General features: G+C 54.9%; 15 protein-coding genes and 1 pseudogene. 10 read left to right on the plus strand and 6 right to left on the minus strand.

What is annotated here, in order from left to right; translation table 11 throughout:
* Nucleotides 1-12: 12 nt before the first annotated feature.
* The gene (locus ACMZ66_RS06270) at nt 13-897 is read right to left on the minus strand and encodes a YicC/YloC family endoribonuclease (protein ID WP_416935494.1); all 885 of its coding nucleotides are present in this window, start codon (nt 895-897) and stop codon (nt 13-15) included.
* A gap of 194 nt (nt 898-1,091) precedes the next feature.
* Between ACMZ66_RS06270 and ACMZ66_RS06275 the strand changes: the two genes are divergently transcribed.
* Nucleotides 1,092-1,880 carry an SDR family NAD(P)-dependent oxidoreductase gene (locus ACMZ66_RS06275; RefSeq protein ID WP_416935496.1) on the plus strand — a complete coding sequence of 263 codons (789 nt, stop codon included), beginning with the start codon at nt 1,092-1,094 and terminating at the stop codon, nt 1,878-1,880.
* A gap of 95 nt (nt 1,881-1,975) precedes the next feature.
* Here ACMZ66_RS06275 and mltG read toward each other — a convergent pair whose 3' ends face one another.
* The 5 genes from mltG to fabD form a co-directional block, all read right to left on the minus strand.
* Entirely contained in the window at nt 1,976-2,950 is a 975-nt protein-coding gene (mltG, locus tag ACMZ66_RS06280) for an endolytic transglycosylase MltG (RefSeq protein ID WP_416935498.1), read from the minus strand.
* Nucleotides 2,951-2,983: 33 nt separating this feature from the next.
* The gene (gene fabF, locus ACMZ66_RS06285; protein ID WP_416935500.1) at nt 2,984-4,243 is read right to left on the minus strand and encodes a beta-ketoacyl-ACP synthase II; all 1,260 of its coding nucleotides are present in this window, start codon (nt 4,241-4,243) and stop codon (nt 2,984-2,986) included.
* Nucleotides 4,244-4,330: 87 nt separating this feature from the next.
* Entirely contained in the window at nt 4,331-4,567 is a 237-nt protein-coding gene (locus ACMZ66_RS06290; protein ID WP_007090351.1) for an acyl carrier protein, read from the minus strand.
* Between the two features lie 169 nt (nt 4,568-4,736).
* Nucleotides 4,737-5,477 (minus strand): 3-oxoacyl-[acyl-carrier-protein] reductase, encoded by a 741-nt coding sequence (gene fabG, locus ACMZ66_RS06295; protein WP_416935503.1) that lies wholly within the window; start codon nt 5,475-5,477, stop codon nt 4,737-4,739.
* A 43-nt stretch (nt 5,478-5,520) separates the two neighbouring features.
* Entirely contained in the window at nt 5,521-6,462 is a 942-nt protein-coding gene (fabD, locus tag ACMZ66_RS06300) for an ACP S-malonyltransferase (protein ID WP_416935505.1), read from the minus strand.
* Nucleotides 6,463-7,169: 707 nt separating this feature from the next.
* Here fabD and rpsF point away from each other — a divergent pair.
* The 9 genes and pseudogenes from rpsF to radA all read left to right on the plus strand — a co-directional run bounded on the left by rpsF (nt 7,170) and on the right by radA (nt 15,404).
* Complete coding sequence (gene rpsF / locus ACMZ66_RS06305) at nt 7,170-7,547, plus strand: 30S ribosomal protein S6 (protein ID WP_416935507.1); 378 nt, start codon at nt 7,170-7,172, stop codon at nt 7,545-7,547.
* 22 nt (nt 7,548-7,569) lie between these two features.
* Entirely contained in the window at nt 7,570-7,803 is a 234-nt protein-coding gene (rpsR, locus tag ACMZ66_RS06310) for a 30S ribosomal protein S18 (protein ID WP_008890543.1), read from the plus strand.
* Nucleotides 7,804-7,847: 44 nt separating this feature from the next.
* Nucleotides 7,848-8,789 carry a DUF2232 domain-containing protein gene (locus ACMZ66_RS06315; protein WP_416935509.1) on the plus strand — a complete coding sequence of 314 codons (942 nt, stop codon included), beginning with the start codon at nt 7,848-7,850 and terminating at the stop codon, nt 8,787-8,789.
* Nucleotides 8,789-9,391, plus strand: a complete 603-nt coding sequence (gene rplI / locus ACMZ66_RS06320; protein WP_416935511.1) for a 50S ribosomal protein L9 — start codon at nt 8,789-8,791, stop codon at nt 9,389-9,391. The genes ACMZ66_RS06315 and rplI overlap by 1 nt, the downstream gene beginning before the upstream one ends.
* Before the next feature lie 208 nt (nt 9,392-9,599).
* Nucleotides 9,600-11,138: a replicative DNA helicase gene (locus tag ACMZ66_RS06325; RefSeq protein WP_416935513.1), complete on the plus strand. Its 1,539-nt coding sequence runs from the start codon at nt 9,600-9,602 to the stop codon at nt 11,136-11,138.
* 49 nt (nt 11,139-11,187) lie between these two features.
* Nucleotides 11,188-12,309: an alanine racemase gene (gene alr / locus ACMZ66_RS06330; RefSeq protein ID WP_416935515.1), complete on the plus strand. Its 1,122-nt coding sequence runs from the start codon at nt 11,188-11,190 to the stop codon at nt 12,307-12,309.
* Between the two features lie 57 nt (nt 12,310-12,366).
* Complete coding sequence (locus tag ACMZ66_RS06335) at nt 12,367-13,140, plus strand: MlaE family ABC transporter permease (RefSeq protein WP_416935517.1); 774 nt, start codon at nt 12,367-12,369, stop codon at nt 13,138-13,140.
* Nucleotides 13,141-13,157: 17 nt separating this feature from the next.
* Entirely contained in the window at nt 13,158-13,934 is a 777-nt protein-coding gene (locus tag ACMZ66_RS06340; RefSeq protein ID WP_416935519.1) for an ABC transporter ATP-binding protein, read from the plus strand.
* 57 nt (nt 13,935-13,991) lie between these two features.
* Nucleotides 13,992-15,404: pseudogene (radA, locus tag ACMZ66_RS06345) on the plus strand (DNA repair protein RadA).
* Nucleotides 15,405-15,426: the final 22 nt, after the last annotated feature.

Genomic DNA, 15,426 nt, shown 5'->3' on the forward strand with positions numbered 1-15,426 from the left:
TTCCCTGCCCGCTTATTCGACGTTCTGGACCTGCTCACGGAGCTGATCAATGATCACTTTAAGCTCCATGCCGCAATTGGTCAGCTCGATGTCATTGGCTTTTGAGCACAGCGTATTGGCTTCGCGATTAAATTCCTGACACAGGAAATCAAGCTTACGGCCGATCGAGCCACCCTTGGTCAGCATATCGCGCGCTGCTGTGATATGGGCTTTCAGGCGATCGATTTCTTCACGGATATCTGCCTTGGTCGCCAAAAGGGCTGCTTCCTGATGCAAACGTTCTGGTTCGAACTTGCCCGCATCCATCAACTCTTCGATCTGGCGTTTCAGGCGTTCCTTGATCGCATCGCCACGCGCTGATGCGCAGTTTTCAGCACGCTTCACGGTCGCTTCGATATTATCGACGTGGCCGCGCAGCATCGCGTCAAGCTTTTCGCCTTCTTCAGCACGGTGTGCGGCCATCTGATCAATCGCTTCGTTCAGGCTGGCAAGAACGGCTGCATCGCGTGCTTCGCGGGTGTCTTCATCTTCTTGCGGCTCATGGGTTTCAAGAACACCACGTACATTCATCAGATCGGCAATTGTACCGGCCGACAGGCTACTCGTGTTATCAAACTCTTCGGCCAAGGCAACAAGTTCAGCCAGCAATTCGCGGTTCACCGTGTAGGAGCCGGTTTCAGCAGAACGGGCGATGTTAAGCGTCACGCCCATATTACCGCGCTTGAAACGTTTGGAGACCGCATCACGCACCTTGGCTTCAAGGCGTTCGAACCCGCCATTCAGGCGCACACGCACATCAAGGCCCTTGCCATTGACGCTGCGCAGCTCCCAGGTCCAGCCAAAGCCATCGGCTGCACCATCGGTGCGTGCAAAGCCGGTCATGCTTGAAACGGTCATATCTTTATCCAGTCTGATTTCATGTTTCGGCGTTTATAACGGTTGGCCCCTTTCACGCCAAGGGCCAACACTGATAGCTTATTGCATATCAACAATATGGTATCTGTCAGCTTTGTTTCATAATGCTGCCCTATTGCTGCAGCATGGTCCGCCAAAATCCGACAACCCGACTTCAGAACCGCATAAGAGCAACAATGTCCTTTCAGTATCACGCCATCCTGATCACCGGTGCCAGTTCCGGCATTGGCGCCGCTTTGGCCCGCCATTTCGCGCGGACCGGCGTTACCCTGTTTATCAGTGGCCGGGATGAAACCCGCCTGCGTCTGGTGGAAAATGACTGCCGCGCTGCGGGTGCCAATGTTTATGCCGATGTGCTCGATGTGAATTCGCGTGATACCATGTCGGCCTATGTCACCCATTGCGATGAAATCTCCCCACTTAGCCTTGTGGTCGCCAATGCCGGTATTTCGGCTGGAACAGGTGGCCGGGGTGAAAGCCCCGAACAGGTTCGCGATATCTTTGCCACCAATGTTGCAGGCGTTTTAAACACCATTGATCCGGCAATTGATGCCATGCGGGTGCGCGGGCGCGGTCAGGTCGCCCTGGTGGCCTCACAGGCGTCCTGGCGCGGTTTACCCTCTGCCCCGGCCTATTGCGCCAGCAAGGCCGCTGTGCGCGTCTATGGCGAAGGCCTGCGTGGTGCCTTGGCCCCGGATGGCATCAAGGTCAATGTCATCTGCCCGGGCTTTGTCAAAAGCCGCATCACCGATGCCAATGACTTTCCTATGCCGTTCTTCATGCAGGCCGACAAAGCCGCACGTAAAATCGTCAAGGGACTTGAACGCAACAAGGGCATGATCGCCTTCCCATGGCAGATGAACATCCTGATTGGCCTGCTAAAGATAACACCGCAATGGATCATGGATCTTGCGGCCTCGCGCATCCCGAAAAAGTCATCAGCCATGGCAGACGACAACGCGTAAAGAGCGTTACCAAAGACCAATGACAAAGGCGGCATCCTGTTCCGGATTGCCGCCTTTTTTATTTCTGTAGTGATCGATCAATAAATGATCAGATCCTATTGACCGTCGCGAATACGCCGCCATTTGGCAACATTGCGGTTATGTTCTTTCAGCGTCTGGGCAAAGGCATGACCACCCGTGCCATCAGCAACAAAGTACAAATCCTTGGTCGCGGCTGGATGAAGTACGGCATGGAATGCCTCACGACCTGGATTGGTAATCGGTCCGGGCGGCAGGCCCGCATTCACATAGGTATTATACGGGCTTTCAAACTTCCAGTCCTGACGCGTCAAGGCACGTTCAAGACGCTTGTCCGGGCTGATCGCATAGGCAACGGTCGGATCGGACTGCAAACGCATGTTGATTCTCAGGCGATTGACAAATACCCCGGCCACCCGTGAACGTTCGCCCGCAACACCGGTTTCACGTTCAACGATGGAAGCTAGAATAACGGCTTCATCAATCGTATCAAATGGCAACCCCTGCTGCCGCCCCGGCCAAAGCTGTTCGACCATCTCATCATGGGCGGCACGCATGCGATCAACGATGCTTTGCTTCGTGTCCCCGAACGAGAATTGATAGGTTTCGGGCAGCAACGTGCCGTCCTTGGGGATTTCCGTGATCTCGCCAACCAATCCGTCGACCAGTTTGATGCGGTCAATGATCTCCCCTGACCGCAGGCCTTCTGGGATGGTGACAAACCGTTTGACCGTATCGCCGGTCGCCAAAATCTCGGCGGCCTGTTTCGGGCTGACACGGGCCGGGAAATGGTATTCCCCCGCGCGCAGCGACCGATCAAGCTGACTGACCCGCACACCGGCAAGGAAGATCAGCGGTTCATCAATGATGTTTTCGCGTCGGAAAATCTCGGCAATACCGCGCACACCAGTCCCCTGCGGGATGATGATGTCGCGTTCCTGCGCCAACTTGCTGGGCGAGGTATATTGCACATAAACATACACCGCCGCCCCACCAATGGTGAGAGCGGCGGTGATGATCAGAAAGCCAAGAACAAGCAGAAAACGCTTCAAGGGGATAGCTCCCGTTAAGGTTGGCTCTGCTGTTTAGACGGCCTTGAAGACCAGCGATGCGTTGGTGCCACCAAAGCCGAACGAGTTCGACAGGGCAACATTGACTTTACGCTGTTTTGCTTCAAGCGGAACCAGATCGATGCCTTTGCAAGCGTCAGACGGATTGCGCAGGTTCAGGGTCGGCGGAACGACACCTTCGTGGATCGCAAGGATCGAGAACACTGCTTCAATCGCACCAGCTGCACCCAGAAGGTGGCCGGTTGACGACTTTGTCGAAGACATCGACATGTTCTGTGCGTGGTCACCAAACAGGCGCTTGACCGCACCCAGTTCGATTTCATCACCCAGCGGAGTCGAGGTACCATGTGCGTTCACATAGTCGACATCTTCCGGGTTCAGGCCCGCGTTGCGAAGCGCGTTGCGCATCGAGCGGAAACCACCATTGCCATCTTCGGCCGGTGCGGTGATGTGATAGGCATCACCAGACATGCCGTAGCCAGCGACTTCAGCATAGATCTTTGCACCACGTGCCTTGGCATGTTCGTATTCTTCGAGAACGACACAACCTGCACCTTCGCCCATGACGAAGCCGTCACGGCCCTCGTCCCACGGACGGGATGCTTCGGTCGGCGTGTCGTTGTAACCGGTAGAAAGTGCGCGTGCTGCAGCAAAGCCAGCCATGCCAAGACGGCAAACAGCAGCTTCTGCACCACCAGCAACCATGACGTCCGCGTCACCAAGCATGATCATGCGCGACGCATCGCCAACGGCGTGTGCACCGGTCGAGCACGCGGTAACAACCGCATGGTTCGGACCTTTAAGACCGTGTTTGATCGAAACCTGACCAGAAACCAGGTTGATCAGGCAGGACGGAATGAAGAATGGGCTAACGCGACGGGTTTTTCCGTTATTCACCAGTTCGGTTGATTCGGAAATCTTCGGCAGGCCACCAATACCCGAACCAATCAGAACGCCAGTAGCTTCCTGATCTTCGTCGGTTTCAGGTTTCCAACCGGAGTCAGCAAGTGCCTGATCAGCAGCTGCCACCCCATAGACGATGAAATCGTCCATCTTTTTCATGTCTTTGATCGAGACATGATCTTCCGCGTTGAAAAGTCCTTCACCCACACCGCGCGGCACGAGGCCTGCGATCTTGGCAGGGATATCCGACACGTCAAACGTGTCGATGGCTTTGATCCCGGATTGGCTATTGAGCAGTTTCTGCCAAGTGTTCTGAGCGCCGCTAGCAAGCGGAGTAACAGCACCAATACCGGTAACAACTACGCGTCTCATCCCGCATTACGCCTTTATTTTATAAATCCAGCAAAGACGAAAAGGGCGCCTGAGGATGCCCTCTGGCGCCCATGTCTCACGGCAAAATTAGCCGTTCGCCTTTTCGATGAAGTCGATCGCGTCTTTGACGGTCAGAATTTTTTCAGCCGCGTCATCCGGAATTTCGCAACCGAATTCTTCTTCAAACGCCATAACCAGCTCAACGGTATCCAGGCTGTCTGCACCCAGATCGTCGATGAAGCTTGCGTTTTCAGTGACCTTGTCTTCTTCAACACCGAGGTGCTCGACAACGATCTTCTTCACGCGATCTGCGACATCACTCATAGCTCAAATCCTTCAATAGGTTTTCTGTCAGTAGTGTTTACGTGGTGCCCGTTCATTCCCCCTATTGAAGGACCTCCCGGAAACCGGAAACCGACGACAAACAATTGCCGGTTTCAATATTTGGTATAGCGGCCTCTTTTAAACAGAAAAGAAGGCAACCCGCAACGGGTTAAATCATCGCCATTCCGCCGTTCACATGCAAGGTCTGTCCCGTGACATAAGCAGCTTCGTCACTTGCGAGATACAGAACCGCTGCTGCGATCTCTTTGCTATCGCCCATACGACCTGCCGGAATACCGCCCAAAAGCTTCTCTTTCTGGGCATCTCCAAGCTCTTCGGTCATGGCCGTCGTAATAAAGCCCGGTGCAACACAGTTAACCGTAATACCGCGTGCAGCAACTTCCTGTGCCAGCGATTTCGACCAGCCGATCATGCCTGCCTTCGCAGCGGCATAGTTCGTCTGACCCGGGTTACCGGTAACACCGACAATCGAGGTGATGTTGATGATACGGCCATGACGGCGCTTCATCATGCCGCGCAGCGAATTGCGCGCAAGCTTGAAAGCAGACGTCAGGTTAACATCAAGAACCGCCTGCCAGTCTTCGTCTTTCAGACGCATGGCAAGCTGATCGCGCGTGATGCCCGCATTGTTGACCAGAATGTCCAGCTGACCGCCAAGGGCCTCTTCTGCATTCTTGATCAGACCATCAACAGATGAAGAATCCGAAAGGTTGGCCGGAACCACAACAGCGTTCCCACCGATCTCGGCAGCAACGGCTTCAAGACGTTCCTGACGGGTACCCGACAGAGCAACCTTCGCACCGGCTTGCGCCAAAACTTTGGCGATCTCGCCACCGATACCGCCGGTAGCGCCCGTTACGAGTGCTGTTTTCCCTGCAAGATCAAACATAAAACTTTCTTCCCCTTTGGGTTCGTCGTTTCCTTGCGCGCTCTTAGAGCGAGCCAAGGAATGCTTCGATATCTGCCGGACCATTAACGGCAATGCCGCTCAGATCACGATCAATGCGTCGTACCATACCGGTCAGAACCTTGCCTGCGCCGATCTCGACCAGTTCGGTGATGCCCTGTTCTTTCATGTAAAGAACAAACTCACGCCAACGCACCGTGCCGCAAACCTGCTCCACAAGGAGTTTACGAATGGTTTCCGGATCGTCGGTTTTTTCTGCGGTGACGTTTGCAACAACCGGTTTGCCCGGTGCATTCATCGCAACAGTACCAAGTGCTTCGGCCATACGATCAGCAGCCGGCTGCATCAAAGCGCAATGGAACGGTGCAGATACCGGCAGAAGAACAGCGCGCTTGGCACCCTTTTCCTTGGCAATTTCAATCGCGCGCTCAACAGCAGCTTTATGACCGGAAACAACGACCTGGCCACTGGCATTGTCGTTTGCCGCAGTGCAAACATCACCCTGCGCTGCTTCCTCAGCAACCGCAACGGCGTCTGCATAATCAAGACCCAACAGGGCAGCCATCGCGCCAACGCCAACCGGAACAGCAGCCTGCATGGCCTGACCACGGATTTTCAAAAGGCGTGCCGTATCGGAAATGGCAAAGGTGCCGGCCGCCGCAAGAGCGGAATATTCACCCAGCGAGTGACCAGCAACAAGGTCGCACTTATCGGTCAGGGTGAAGCCACCTTCTTTTTCAAGAACACGGGTAACAGCAAGACTGACAGCCATAAGTGCTGGCTGTGCGTTTTCAGTCAGGGTCAGTTCGTTTTCCGGTCCTTCGAACATCAATGCGCTGAGCTTTTGCGAAAGCGCGTCATCAACTTCCTGGAAAACTTCGCGGGCAACCGGGAATGCATCTGCCAGTTCTTTGCCCATTCCTACCGCTTGCGACCCCTGACCGGGGAAAACCAGTGCGCGTGTCATTATATATAATATACCTTTGTCAGCTTCTACGAAGGCTGTGCCGAATATCGGCCCTGAAATTTGAGCCACCCTTGATAACGTGCGCGACCGCACTGTCAAGGACAGATACCTTTAATCCACTCGCATTCACGGTTTCATAGTCCCAGAACTTGGCAGCGCCGACTGGAATTGCAAGTCACTGTCTGTAAAACCGTGTCGCGCGTTTATGGCATATTTTCCGTCATTTACGAAGGATTGGCTGTTGCGCAGCGCACAAAACAAGCTGTCTCCGCTGCCTTGCTAAAGCCAACCACCGCCCTGCCCGATGCACATCATCATTTGAATGTGAAGGTGACGAGTGTCGTCGTGCTGTGACCCACCATCGACAATGCCGGGAAATCTGCCGATTTCAGGCCCTTAATCGACAATCATGCCCCCACATACAAGATTAAAAATGGCTTTGCTTGGCCACGCATGGCGGTTATCACAAAACCGCAACGCTGAACCACCAACGGGCTTACCGTAAAAAGAACCGGGTTCCTGCGGCTTTGCGCCGTGTGATCACGATCCCGCGCAAATAGCAAAAAGCTGCATTTGGCGTTGCACTCATGGTCGAAAAGTGTATATTCCGCCGTCTCACGGCTCCTTGCCGGGATTGCCCGGCTATGCCTGCATGACATGAGGTCATGTACGGAAGAGATAAGCCACAAGGAGTGATTAGGAGTATTATGAGCAAGTACGAAAGCGTGTTTATCGCACGTCAGGACTTCTCGACCGCACAGGTTGAAAGTCTGAACGAGAAGCTGACCCAGACCGTCGAAGGTCTCGGTGGCAAGATCGCTAAAACCGAATATTGGGGTCTGCGTTCCCTGGCATACCGTGTCAAAAAGAACCGCAAAGGCCACTATACCCTCTTCCAGATCGAAGCTGAAAAAGACGTGATCGCGGAATACGAGCGTCAGATGCGCCTGAACGAAGACGTTCTGCGTCAGATGACTGTCAAGGTTGAAGAGTTCGAAGAAGAACAGTCAGCCATCCTGCGTAACCGCGACGAGCGCGGCGGCCGTGGCGGTAATCGCCGTGGTGGTCCCCGTCAGAACGGCTAACCGATAGCGAGGAGATAATATCATGGCTGGACGTCGTCTGTTTTTCCGTCGTCGCAAGACCTGCCCGTTCTCGGGTGATGATGCGCCGAAGATCGACTACAAAGATGTCAAACTGCTGCAGCGTTTCGTTTCCGAACGCGGCAAAATCGTTCCGAGCCGTATCACTGCGGTTTCGGCCAAGAAGCAGCGCGAGCTGGCAAAAGCCATCAAACGTGCACGCTTCCTGGCGCTGCTGCCTTACGCAGACCAGGTCTGAGGCAGTCGGCAAGAGACCCTTTTGTGGTCTCGGGCCGGGAGTAAATGATGCAACGTGACACCCTCATAGCGATTGGTTCAGGACTAGGCAGTGCCGTTCTGTTTCTACTCGTCCTATCAGGAAATCCGATTGCGCTTTTGCTCTCATACTTCGGGCATCTGCCGCTTTTCCTTACCGGATTGTGGCAAGGTCCCAAACGCCTGCTGGTTGCGGCAGTAGCCGCATGTAGTGCCCTTGTTCTTTTGGGGGGATTACTGCCTTTCACGGTCTTTATGGTCGTGTTTGCCGGACCGGCGATGTTGTTGACCCGCATGGCGCTGGTCATTCGGAAGGATGAACAAGGCAATATTGCCTTTCTACCGTCCGGAATTGTCGTAAGCGCCATGGCCGTTATGGTCGCAACGGTGATGATCTTCATTACCGTTACCCTGACGGCGGAAGGTTTGGACATTCAGGAATTCATTTCGCAATTCCTGAGCCAGATGTACTCGGAAATGGGTGTCCCTATGACATCCGATGTTCAGGGTCTGATTGGCATGTTCCAGACATACTTCCCGGCGATTGCTGCGGTGAGCTGGCTTCTTATGCTGTTCGCCAATGCTGCAATCGCACAGGCAATCTTGGTGCGTGCAGGCAAAAACCTGCGTCCGACACCAAGTATGGCAGCTTTTGCTTTGCCTGGTTGGTCACTGTTTGCGTTCGCCCTGGCCGGGTTTACGGTCGGCTTTGCCGATGGTTCCCTGGCCTATGTGGCGCGAAACGTCGCGGTGGTACTGGCAGTGCCGTTCCTGTTTCAGGGATTGGCACTGGTGCATGGGCAGGCAGCCCGATGGCCGCAAAAACGTATGATACTGACGGTGTTTTACATCGTCGCGGTTCTGTCCAGTTGGTCCTTTATTGCGATCACGGGACTTGGAATTGTTGAGCATTTAATCAGGCTGCGGGGGAAAGAACCGATGACCCGTAGCAATGAGGAGGATCGGTGATGGAAGTTATTCTGCTCCAGCGGGTAGAAAAACTCGGTCAGATGGGTGACGTAGTCTCCGTCAAGCCGGGCCACGCCCGCAACCGCTTGCTGCCGCAGGGCATGGCCCTTCGTGCAACCAAAGCAAACCTTGCTGTGTTCGAAGCACAGAAAGCACAGCTCGAAGCTGACAACCTTGACCGTCGTAAAGACGCCGAAGCAGTTGCTTCGAACATGGGTGAACTTGCTGTTACCCTCGTTCGTCAGGCATCTGACGTTGGCCAGCTTTACGGTTCGGTAACTGCACGCGACATCGCAGCTGCAGTAACCGACGCTGGTTACACTGTTGCTCGTACCCAGGTTGTTCTTGATCAGCCGATCAAGACCCTTGGTCTGCACCAGGTTAAAATCAATCTGCACCCGGAAGTTGCTATCGAAGTAACTGCCAACGTTGCACGTTCCGAAGAAGATGCCGCTGAGCAGCTCCGTAAGGGTTCTGCTGTTCTTGGCACCATCGACGAAATGGAAGCTGAAGAAGCTCTTGAAGCTGCTGAAGAACTCTTCGAAGAAGATGCAGCAGAAGAATTTGCTGACGAAGCAGGCGAAGAAGAAACCAACGCTTAATTGCGGGTTCTTCATCACGCTATCTGGAAACGGCATATCCGCAAGGATGTGCCGTTTTCTTTTGCCCGGCCCTTATGCCCAGGCAACAAATTGCAAAAGATTTCAAAAACCTGTCTGAATGGCGACCTCTGCGCTTGCGGAATACCGGCTATGAGTTATACCGATTAACTCTATGCGGCCCACCGGATGACTGATACCTTTTCTGCCCATGACAGATCCCAATCTAGACGCCCTTTTTGCCCCTCTTGATATGGACCACGGTGACGACGCCGGAATGGTGCTCGAACGCATGGCTCCCCATAACTTTGAGGCCGAAGCAGCCCTTCTGGGCGCGATTCTCAACAACAACGCGGCTTATGAGCGCGTCTCGGACATTCTGCGTCCCGAACATTTCGCAGATGCCCGCCATGGACGCATCTTTGAAGCCTGCGGCAAGTTGATTGAACGCGGCCAATTGGCAAACCCGGTGACGCTCAAAGCCTATTTCAAGCAGGATGAACATCTTGCCGAGATCGGCGGCGCGCAATATCTGGCCGAGCTGTCGAACAACCTCGTCTCCGTCATCAATGCCGGTGACTATGGCAAGCTGGTCTATGACCTGTATCTGCGCCGCGAGCTGATCGAGCTTGGCGAAGATGTGGTCAATGACGCTTATCAGTACGAACTTGATACCGATGCCACCAAGCAGATCGAAAAAGCCGAACAGAAATTGTTCTCGCTTGCGACTGCCGGTGCGGCAGAATCCGGTTTCGTCGCCTTTGGCCCAGCCCTTGCCAAGGCCTATGAGAATATCGATCACGCTTATAAGAACGCCGGGCGTGTTGTTGGTGTGACCACCGGTCTTCGTGACATTGACCGCAAGCTTGGCGGTTTGCACCCGTCTGACTTGCTGATCCTTGCAGGTCGTCCGTCGATGGGTAAAACCGCCCTTGCGATGAACGTCGCCTTTAACGCCGCCATCGCATCGCACCAGAACCGCGCAGCCGGCGAAGATACCCGCGACGAGGTCCGCACCGGTGCCGTTGCCGTCTTCTCGCTTGAGATGGCCGCAGAACAGCTTGCCGGTCGTCTGCTATCGCAGGCAGCCGAGGTATCAGGCGATAACATGCGCCGTGGTGATCTGAACGAGCAGGACTTTGAGCGGCTCCTTTTGGCGACCCAGGAACTCAATACCGTTCCGCTTTACATCGATGATACGCCGGCCCTTCCGGTATCGACCCTGCGAACGCGTTGCCGCCGTTTGAAGCGTCAGCACGGTCTTGCAATGATCGTCGTCGATTACCTGCAGCTTCTGGCACCGCCGACCAACTTCCGTGGCGATGGCCGTGTGCAGGAAGTTTCCGAGATTACCCGTATGCTCAAGGCGATCGCCAAAGAGCTTGAAGTCCCTGTATTGGCCCTGTCCCAGCTTTCACGTGCGGTCGAGCAGCGCGAAGATAAACGCCCGCAGCTTTCTGACCTTCGTGAATCCGGCTCGATCGAGCAGGACGCCGACGTTGTTATGTTCATTTACCGTGAACAATATTATCTCGAACGTGCCGAACCGGCCCAGCGTCCGGAAGAAGCAACCGACAAGTTCGGGGAACGTTATGCGCAGTGGCAGGAACGTCTGAACCACGTTTACAACACCGCAGAAGTTATCGTTGCCAAGCAGCGTCACGGTCCGGTTGGTAACGTGCGCCTGTTCTTTGACGGGAACTACACCAAGTTTGGCGATCTTGATCACATCGAAGAAGAATATGAATAGAGGATAGGGCTTCCACCCATCCATCATCGGATTCCACGGGGTATTACGAATGACCGTTCTTCCCGCCGTCGGCCGTGCTGCCGAGTGCGCGGAACTGCAGATCAATTTGAAAGCAGTTGCCGACAACTATAAACGCCTGACCAAACGTTATACCGGCCGCACCTGTGGTGCTGTGGTAAAGGCTGATGCCTATGGTCTGGGTGCCAATACGATTGTGCCTGTGCTGAAAAAGCAGGGCTGCCGTCTGTTTTTCGTGGCCCAAGCCAACGAAGCAGCTGAGCTGTTCCCGGTTCTGCGCGGCGGCGGACGGATTGCTGTGCTGAATGGCGTTTTGCCCGGTGATGAAGAATTCTTCATCGAGAATGACGTGATCCCGGTTCTCAATGACATTGAACAGATCGAACGCTGGTCGAACCTGTGCCGTGAATATGAACGTCCTGCCCCGGCCTTTATCCATCTCGATACCGGTATGAGCCGCCTTGGCCTCACCCCGCTTGATGTCAGCAATCTGGTGGATCGTTATTCGTCGCTTCTCTACGGGTTTGAAAAAGCCGGTTACATGACCCATCCGGTCGCAGCCGACGAAGCCGATAATCCGGTGACCAAGGAACAGTATGACCTGTTCATGAAATGGTATCGCCGTTTGCCACCCGCACCACGCGGGTTCTGTAACTCGTCGGCGATCTTCCGCAATGATGACTATCACCTTGAATTCTGCCGTCCGGGCATCGCCCTATGGGGTGGCAACCCGACACCAGAAACCACCAACCCGATGCGTTCGGTCGTGAACCTGCAGGTCAAAGTCCTTCAGGTGCGCGAGATCGACGAACATCAGGCGGTTGGCTATGGCGGCACCTGGCAGGCAAAACGCAAATCGAAAATTGCCACCATTGCCCTTGGCTATGCTGATGGCTGGCTGCGTTCGCTTTCAAACGCGGGCAAGCTTCTGATCAAGGGTCACGAAGTCCCCTATGTCGGGCGTGTATCGATGGATGCGATCACGGTCGATATCACTGATCTTCCGGGCAAGCCGCTTAAGGCGGGTGACATGGTTCCGCTTCTTGATGACAAGATGACGGTTGACGATGTCGCATCTGCTGCTGGTACAATCGGTTACGAGATACTAACTTCTCTTGGACATCGCTACCGGCGGGTCTATACAGAAAGCTGAAAACGATAACCGGCCCGATAAAACCGACCGGCCGCTAACAGGGGACTTACAGTACCGATGCCGATCTTTGCGCCGGTTGGCCATATGTTTCTGACCTTTTTGGCCCTTGTCGGTCGCGTCACGGTATTTGCCGGCCGCACGATTGGCCATATGGTCGCCCCGCCGATCTATTTCCGGCTGATTTTCAAACAGATGCGCGAGATTGGTTATTTCTCGCTGCCGGTGGTCGCCATGACCACCCTGTTTGCCGGTATGGTTCTGGCCCTTCAGTCCTATTCCGGGTTCTCGCGTTTCTCGGCCGAAAGTGCGGTTGCGACCGTGGTTGTCATTTCCATGACCCGTGAATTGGGTCCGGTTTTGGCAGGCCTTATGGTTGCCGGTCGTGTCGGTGCGGCGATTGCTGCTGAAATCGGCACCATGCGCGTGACCGAACAGATCGATGCGCTTGTGACCCTTTCGACCAATCCGTTCAAATATCTGGTCGTGCCACGCGTATTGGCGGGCATGATCACCCTGCCCGTTCTGGTTCTGATCGGTGATGTTATCGGCGTTCTAGGCGGCTACCTTGTTGGCGTCAACAAGCTTGGCTTTAACGAAGGGTCCTATATCCGCAACACGTTCCAGTATCTTGAACAGCTTGATGTGGTTTCGGGTCTGGTGAAAGCGGCTGTGTTTGGTTTCATCATCACGCTGATGGGTTGCTATCACGGTTATCATTCGCGTGGCGGCGCACAGGGCGTGGGTCAGGCAACCACCAATGCGGTTGTATCAAGCTCGATCCTGATCCTGATTTCGAACTATATCGTCACTGAACTGTTCTTCACGCGATAAGGGCCGTTGATACCGCAATGAGCACACAGCCCAAGATATCGCTGCGCAACGTCCATAAGGGATTTGGCCCGAAAAAGGTGCTTCAGGGTGTTGACCTTGATGTGGCGCCGGGTAAATCCGTTGCCATCATTGGCGGATCAGGTACGGGCAAGTCCGTGACATTGAAATGCGTTCTGGGTCTTCTGACACCTGATGAAGGATCGATCACGGTCGACGGCGTTGAGATGACCAACGCATCACGTTCTGATCGCGAAGCCATGCTGGCCAAAACCGGCATGTTGTTTCAGGGGGCAGCCCTTTTTGACTCACTTAGTGTCTGGGAAAACGTTGCCTTTGGCCTGATCGAAGGACAGGGCATGAAACCGTCCAAGGCACGTGATCTTGCCATCGCACGTTTATCGGATGTCGGCCTTGGTTCCGAGATCGCCGATATGTCACCGGCATCCCTTTCAGGTGGCATGCAGAAACGTGTCGGTCTGGCGCGCGCGATTGCGACCGAACCGGAAATCCTGTTCTTTGACGAACCGACCACCGGGATCGATCCGATCATGGGCGATGTGATCAATGATCTGATCGTCAAATGCACGCGCGAACTTGGTGCCAGTGCCATGACGATCACCCATGACATGGCCAGCGCACGCAAGATCGCTGATCGTGTTGCCATGCTGTATCAGGGCAAGATCATTTGGCAGGGTCCGGTGTCGGAAATCGACAATGCCGATAACCCCTATTTGCAACAATTCGTTGCCGGTGATATCGAAGGTCCGCTTGAACTTGATCTCAAGCATCTCTGATTTGTGTCTGACCGACACATGCCTTTACTAACACTTCTTTGATCTGCGGAGCATTCTGTGGCCAAAACCCAAAGCCGTTTCATCTGCCAGAATTGTGGTGCGGAATACCGCAAATGGACCGGGCGTTGCGATGGCTGCGGCGAATGGAACAGCATCGAAGAAGAACGGGTTGAAAGCGGCCCGAAGGCAACCGGCGGCATTGCCGGGGGTGCCAAAGGCAAAACCATCGAATTCGTCGCCCTTGAAGGCGAAAGTGCCCGCCCGCCGCGCATCATTAGCGGCATTACCGAGCTTGATCGTGCCTGTGGTGGTGGCCTTGTACCGGGCTCTGCCCTTTTGGTGGGCGGTGATCCGGGCATTGGTAAATCGACCATCCTGCTTCAGGCGGTTGGTGCCATCGCGGCCAAACATAAATGCGCCTATATCTCGGGCGAGGAAGCGGTTGATCAGGTGCGCATGCGCGCAGCCCGCCTTGGACTTGAAAAATCAAAGGTCGATTTTGCCGCCGCCACCAGCCTGCGCGACATCATCACCACCCTTGAAGCCAGCGCGCATGAAGTCGTGGTGATTGACTCGATCCAGACCATGTATGCCGACACCCTTGATAGTGCGCCCGGCACCGTGTCACAGGTCCGTGCCTGTGCCTTGGAGCTGATCCGTCTGGCAAAGCGCAAGGGCTTTGCGATCCTTCTGGTCGGTCACGTCACCAAGGAAGGCCAGATTGCCGGTCCGCGCGTGTTGGAACACATGGTCGATACCGTCCTTTATTTCGAAGGCGAACGCGGCCATCAGTTCCGCATCCTGCGTGCGGTGAAAAACCGTTTCGGTGCAACCGATGAAATCGGTGTATTTGAAATGGGTGATGCCGGTCTGGTCGAAGTGCCCAACCCGTCTGCCCTGTTCCTGGCTGACCGCGATGCACCAGTCAGCGGCACGGCGGTCTTTGCCGGCCTTGAAGGTACGCGCCCGATGCTGGTCGAGATCCAGGCACTGGTCGCGCAATCCGCCCTGGCCACCCCGCGCCGTGCGGTTGTTGGTTGGGATCAGCACGCATGAACATGATCCTGGCCGTGCTTGATGCACGCTGTGGCCTGCCGCTCAGCCAGTTTGATGTGTATCTCAACGTTGCGGGTGGTTTGCGCGTGGGTGAACCGGCCGCGGATATGGCGGTTGCAGCAGCCCTGATATCGGCGGTGGCCGATGCGCCAGTACCGACCGAGACCGTGATTGTAGGTGAAATCGGCCTTTCGGGGGAAGTCCGCCCGGTCGGACAACTCGAAATCGCGATTGAAAGAAGCCACCAAACTTGGCTTTGGCAATGCCTATACGCCGAAAAACGGCACGCAGGGCAAGAAGAAGATGTCGATCAAGGGCCTCAATCAGACCGAAATCGGCCATCTTCAGGATTTGGTAAATCTCTTCGGCGACGATGTGCGCGACAAGGTGCGTCCGCGTGAAGGCATGTATTAAGCCACATTTGCCTGATATCGCA

It is taken from the genome of Thalassospira sp. (assembly GCF_048059015.1).
GTDB lineage: Bacteria > Pseudomonadota > Alphaproteobacteria > Rhodospirillales > Thalassospiraceae > Thalassospira.